Raw genomic sequence first — 6,000 nt, 5'->3', positions numbered from 1 at the left:
ATCACACAGTCGCCGAAATCCGCAAAAATGTTCAGCAGTTTATGGACGAGATCATGAAATATCCCTTGTCCATCATCGATCGTCTTTGTGTTAGATTCTAAGTGATTCAATAATTCAACTTATATAGTCAAATTGCAAGAGAAATTTATATCAGAACTGAAAGAATATTTACTGTTAGAGGGAGTGAGGAGAAGTTTAGTCAATAAATATTTATTTGAAGCAGGGGAAGTATGCATAGGCAAAACAAATGTTAAGAGTGTTCTTGGAACCATGACTGAAATGTCACTCTATTGTAGAAATGCAGAGTTTGATCATACGCTTGATCTGAGTGCTTGGTTAAACTCGATGATATATAAACCAATTGATTATGAAGAACCTATTAAAGTATTCAAGAAAACCCTGGAAAGAAAATATTCATAAAGCTTACTGAATGTATCTCAGGAAGGCACTGGCATCACATAACACCGTATCTACGCTGCGGGCCTTTCGCCCCTTGGTTCGCAAGAAGAGGTAAGCGGAGAAGTTGAGTCAGGGTTCGTAGATACAAGAACGTAATTTGAAATTCTTGCATTAAATGAGTGCCAGTACAAAGGAGAGGGAAATGAAAAAAATCATCTTACTTTTATTAGGTATTATAATTATTTCTAATGTCATTTGGAGTTATTTATATTTTAAGGATATTAAACCACTAAACACTGGTGTTCAAGTTTACAATCTTAATGGTATGGGGGAAATTTGGGACGTAAAAAATTACAAAATAATAGTCTCTCCAAGTAAAATTCTACGAGGACATGGGAAATTAGTTTACAAGGGAGATCCAAAGAATATTGAGAATAGCACCTATTACAAGTATGAAATCAAAGAAATAAATAGTGGTGGAAATTACGAGACAGTTTATGTAAATGAAGCAAGTTCAAAGGATGGACCAGTAGCTATTCTAAACAATCTAAATGATATAGGTTCTGTTACAGGTGAGTATTCCTATGATGAACTAAAGAAGGATAAACAAAACTATAAAAATACTACTTTAACAATTACATGGAATGATAGTGAAGGAGAACTTCATTCCGAAACAGTTGCCCTTGATCTTGATAGTGAAATCACCCTAAATGATGATTAATGCATAGTTATCTCGAGGAAGGCAAGAACTTCACATAACACCGTATTCACGCGGCAGTGGTCAAGCCCCCTTGGTCTGTCAGATGATAATCGGAGAAGGGTATCAGCAGACAACCCTGCGAGGCTAAGTCTGATGGACCCATTCGCTTGCGCTCCTTTTAAGCCTCTCGGTATCGTGAATACAAAAACGGTATAGGAAATATCCGCAAAAACTAGGCCTTCAGGCCAAAGCAATGAAAGGGATTAAGAATGAAAAGATATATTGAATTTTCTGTTTATCTACCGTTCTTTGTGTTGATAGATGACACAGATGAGGAGCTATTAGGAGCTTCTAATCTAGAAGAATTGATGAAGGAACTTAATATTAGCTTAAATATTACGGAATTATATAATGTGTATTTATCATACGGTAATGGACCCTATAGAGCTGGTAAGGGAGACGTATTTGTTTTTTTTAAGAATAATGATATGGATAGTTTTATACTTATAGATTTATTTAACGACTTCACTGATCAACATAACATGGTGAAGTTAGGAGTACGATGCGAAACTATACAAGAAAAGCAAATAAGGGATATACTTTTTGATTTACACTCAAAAACTGATATTAAAAGTAAAATAAAAGAGAGTTATGATGATTTTCTGAAGTTAGAGATAATCAAAGCAGATTATCCAAAAGAAATTCAATATGGGAGTCAAAAATACATTAAAAAAATATATTATAACATTACAAAGACACTATGAAAGTAGTTCAAGAAGGCAGATACTTCATATAACACCATATCTACGTTTTGGGCTTTGCCCTTGGTTCACATGAAGTTGTATGCAGAGAGAGGATTCAGTGAACAACCCTGCGAGGCTAAGTCCATTGGACACGATCGCTGGCGCTCCCTTAAGCCCCTCGGGTTCGTAGATACAACAACGTTATCTGCAATTACCAATAGAACATTAGAAAGAAGGCGATCTCGTGGAAGTTTTATTAAAGGACATAGACGAAACAAACTGGCTAGAATGTATTTTTCTAACGACTGATCCTGATAAAAATCATTACCTTGTAGAGAAATTTGTAGCTTCAAATGCAGTTTCGATTGCACAATCAAAGATAGAAAAAGGATGGATAACAAAAGCAATTTATAGTAAAGATACAATGGTGGGATTTACAATGTATGGATATTCAGAGGAGGATAATTGTTTTGAATTATGCCGTATTATGATTGACTATAAATTTCAACGTCAAGGTTTCGGTAGAAAGGCACTAAGTCTAATCATTAAAGAGATGAGTAAGAACAAGGAATGTTCAGAAATATATTTATCGTTTGATCCAGAAAACCATTCTGCAAAAAAACTATATGGAGAATTTGGATTTGAAAATACAGGTAAAATCGTAGACGACGAAGTTCTTTATTGCTTGAAATTATAAAGATACATGTAGGTGAATTCGAGATGCCGGTAACTACAGATAACAAAACATTCATGCATCGGACCCTGACGGTTCCTCGGTCCGCAGAGGCATTTCGGGGAAGTGAATTCAGCGGACACCCCTGCACCGACTAAGAGCGGTCGCGCCCGGGCCATTGGCGCTTAAGTCGGTGAGGGTTCGTGAATGCAAGAACGTTAGACGAAACCTGTGCAAGATAAAATAATCAAAAACAAAAAAGATAATTTAATATAAATCACATTAATGGAGGTGTATCAAATGTTGATACTAGAACGAGCAATAAAAAATGATGCACAAAAACTTGCTGAAATACAAAAGGCCAGCTTTGATGAAGAATCAAAACATTTCAATAATAACGAAATCGGTGGTCCACTAGGATATGATTCCGTAGGTTGGCAAGAAGAGATGATGCAAAATTGTAAATATTTCAAGGTGCTCTTTAATGGAGAAATAATAGGGGGGGGTTTGATATTTATAGAAAGCAATCAAGTACATAATCTAGGAAGAATTTTTATTGATCCAAACTTTCAGAATCAAGGAATCGGTATGAAAGTAATGAAAGAAATCGAAATAAGCTTTCCGGATAGCACTAAATGGTGGCTTGATACTCCTAGCTGGAGTGTCAAGAATCATCATTTCTATACAAAGTGCGGGTTCACCAAAGTTAGAGAAGAAGATGACCTATACATTTTTGAGAAGACTTTATAGACTTATTCTTTTATGGCGTTTTCCAGGGATGGCACAGTAATCGTCTAACATTATTCACGCTGCGAGACCTGACGGTCCCTTGGTCTGCATGAGGTTTTTAGGAGAAGCGGATCAGCAACCCTGCGAGGCTAAGTCCATCGGATCCCGGCGTGAACCGCCTTAAGCCTCTCGGGCTCGTAGATACAAGAACGTTATCTCAAATCCACGCGGTCAATATTATTGAGGTGAAGAGCTCTGAAGGAAAAAACAAAAGTAAACGCATATTACAGTCTGTTCGGAGATTCTTTTGATTTAGATGAAGTAACCAATCAGCTGGGAATTAAACCTACAATATAGCTTATAGCTTTACAGGTGGAAAAACCCTGGAAACTCACACATATTGAATTTGAATGCCAAGATCAAGCTTGGCATTTGTACATCGACTTCGAGCGAGGAACCATACTCGCCTGTCCCTTGTGCGGATCTGCTTATAAGGCATATGATACCGAGAAGAAGCAATGGAGACACCTCGACTTTTGGAATTAGAAAACCTTCATGCATGCCAGATTACCACGAGTAAAATGCAGATCGTGCAACAAGGTGACGCAAGTGCCAGTAAAATGAGCTCGGGCGCTGTCTTATTTTACATGGCTTTTTGAAGCATGGGCGATGCGATTGATGGCAGTGATGCCAGTCAATGCAGCAGCCCGTGAGGAATGTCCAACGGGCTACTCGAAGGAATTAACGGTCTGGTTCAAGCTGCTAAACGGCGATCTAGAGGTTACCGAAATGTTGAAAATTTGATCTCGATGGTTTACATGACGGCCAATAAACTCCGGCTTCCGATGCTCGGAGCAATCCGAGCACAATAACCCTTACCGCCTTGAAACCCTACTTCAGAACTTGGTACAGCGGTCAAGTGTTTTTTTGAGGGCTGTACCAAGTTCTGAAATTCTCTTAACGGCGGAAGGGTTATGAAACTAGCAACTGTGCTTTTACCCATCCAGTAGAGCGAAGAGCAGGATAGATTCATTAGTTCCTATTAAGACAGAGATAAAATAATGCTTAGCTTGGAAACTCCAAAATTTCACCCTACTTTTTTGATGGTTTATATATCACAAAAAAATGCGATTCGTCCCCTATTTGGAATCAACATTGAAAAGAGATGATACCCATTCATAACGCCTGGTTGCTATCGTGCTGGTCTTGTTGATCATCATCGGGTGTAATACATCTGATACCTATTCCGACCATACAGTTAGTAAATATCATTTATCGTTAGGAACAGATTGAGTAATGAAGGGATTATTAGTAGATCAAGCAAATTCCAACGTGGAAAAAAAGAAAATGGAAAACTGAAATAAGACCGTTTCTTCTTGCACGGTATCCCGTAACTATGGGTCTATACGATGCTGTTACAAATCAAACACCTCATTCTTTTGTCGGAGATCAAAAACCGGTCGTGAATATTTCTTGGAATGAAGCAATTTCTTTTTGTAATCTACTCTCACAGAGAGCTGGACTGAAAGAGTGTTATTCGATAAGTAATGATGGCGAAAGCATGATTTGTGATTGGGAGTCAAACGGCTATCGACTTCCTACAGAAGCTGAGTGGCAATATGCATGTAAAGCAGGGACTACTGGCTATAGATACGGAGAGCTTGATAAGATTACCTGGTACAATGAGAATTCAGAAGGCCAAGTCCATGAAGTGGGAAGAAAGGAACCCAATGCATGGGGGCTGTATGATATGTTAGGGAATGTTTGGGAGTGGTGTTGGGATATTTATGATGAACAAGTGTACGGTTCCTATCGAATTTTTCGAGGAGGCAGCTGGGCTGAAGAGGCCAGGGGGTGCGGGGCGTCGTGTCGTCGACGCAGCCATCCGACATTTAGCATAGATGACCTTGGTTTCCGTCTTGCCAAATCTTTTTAACGGTCAGCTACACTATCACTCGGTTCGCAGAGGCATTTCAAGGAAGTGGAATCAACGAACAACCCTGCGAGGCTAAATGGTGAAGCCACTTTTCAAATCTCGTAAATTACTCTTTGGGGGAATAGAAATGAAAGAAATAGACTATACCAATTATTTTTGGCAAGACGAAGAGATTAGATTGCGTGCAACCCAGCCCGAAGATTGGGAGGGATATTATTATAATCGATTTGATTCGACGGCTCGTCGTTTATTAGAATGTGCGGTTGAACTGCCACCGACGATTGCAGAAGCAAAGAAATTCGTTGAGACATTTTCAGATTTTTCATCAGGCACCGGACGAATTATGTTTACTATTGAAAATGTAAAAGGTGAAAACGTAGGAGGAATAAATTTAAATAGCATTGATGAAAAGAATGGTACATTCAGTATAGGTATACAAATTGATCAGGATCATCGAGGTAAAGGTTACGGTACAAGAGCTGTAAGAATGTTATTAAGATACGCCTTTTACGAGCGACGTCTTAATAAATTCAATGATTATGTACTCGAAGGAAACGAAGCCTCTGCAACCATGATGAGGAAGCTTGGCTGTATCCAAGAAGGAGTTCGACGTAAGGTAATATACACAAAGGGGCAGTATCTTGACCTAATCCTTTTTGGTTTAACCAAGGATGAATTTATAGAGAATGAGAAACGAACAATAACTGTATAAGTAGTAGGATCCAGCAGACATCTCTGCACTGGTTAAGTCCGTCGAACTCGGCACAAGCGCATTAAGCCAGTGAGAGTTCGTGAATTCAACAACGTTAGTCGTAGCGTA

Annotated in this window: 9 protein-coding genes; all 9 read left to right on the top strand. The window is 38.7% G+C overall.

The features are described 5' to 3' along the window. Positions 1–132: 132 nt before the first annotated feature. The gene (locus tag M3650_RS04510; RefSeq protein WP_251572725.1) at positions 133–420 is read left to right on the top strand and encodes a DUF6933 domain-containing protein; all 288 of its coding nucleotides are present in this window, start codon (positions 133–135) and stop codon (positions 418–420) included. A gap of 181 nt (positions 421–601) precedes the next feature. After that, positions 602–1,120 (top strand): hypothetical protein, encoded by a 519-nt coding sequence (locus tag M3650_RS04505; RefSeq protein WP_251572723.1) that lies wholly within the window; start codon positions 602–604, stop codon positions 1,118–1,120. A gap of 248 nt (positions 1,121–1,368) precedes the next feature. Then, entirely contained in the window at positions 1,369–1,863 is a 495-nt protein-coding gene (locus tag M3650_RS04500) for a hypothetical protein (RefSeq protein WP_251572721.1), read from the top strand. Between the two features lie 223 nt (positions 1,864–2,086). Beyond that, positions 2,087–2,539: a GNAT family N-acetyltransferase gene (locus M3650_RS04495; RefSeq protein WP_251572719.1), complete on the top strand. Its 453-nt coding sequence runs from the start codon at positions 2,087–2,089 to the stop codon at positions 2,537–2,539. Positions 2,540–2,815: 276 nt separating this feature from the next. Next, on the top strand, positions 2,816–3,265 hold the full coding sequence (locus M3650_RS04490) for a GNAT family N-acetyltransferase (RefSeq protein ID WP_251572717.1): 450 nt from the start codon (positions 2,816–2,818) through the stop codon (positions 3,263–3,265). A 657-nt stretch (positions 3,266–3,922) separates the two neighbouring features. Continuing rightward, positions 3,923–4,048: a hypothetical protein gene (locus tag M3650_RS31790; protein ID WP_285848292.1), complete on the top strand. Its 126-nt coding sequence runs from the start codon at positions 3,923–3,925 to the stop codon at positions 4,046–4,048. Then, positions 3,994–4,116 (top strand): hypothetical protein, encoded by a 123-nt coding sequence (locus M3650_RS32505; RefSeq protein WP_369011091.1) that lies wholly within the window; start codon positions 3,994–3,996, stop codon positions 4,114–4,116. Before M3650_RS31790 ends, M3650_RS32505 begins: the two co-directional genes overlap by 55 nt. A 443-nt stretch (positions 4,117–4,559) precedes the next feature. Then, entirely contained in the window at positions 4,560–5,180 is a 621-nt protein-coding gene (locus M3650_RS04485) for a formylglycine-generating enzyme family protein (RefSeq protein WP_251572772.1), read from the top strand. Between the two features lie 127 nt (positions 5,181–5,307). Then, complete coding sequence (locus M3650_RS04480; RefSeq protein WP_251572715.1) at positions 5,308–5,892, top strand: GNAT family N-acetyltransferase; 585 nt, start codon at positions 5,308–5,310, stop codon at positions 5,890–5,892. Positions 5,893–6,000: the final 108 nt, after the last annotated feature.

The sequence above is a fragment of the Paenibacillus sp. MER TA 81-3 genome, assembly GCF_023713585.1.
Classification (GTDB): Bacteria; Bacillota; Bacilli; order Paenibacillales; family Paenibacillaceae; genus Paenibacillus_B; species Paenibacillus_B profundus.
The sequence above is the reverse complement of the archived record's forward strand: the minus strand, read 5'-3'. Positions and strand labels throughout refer to the sequence as shown.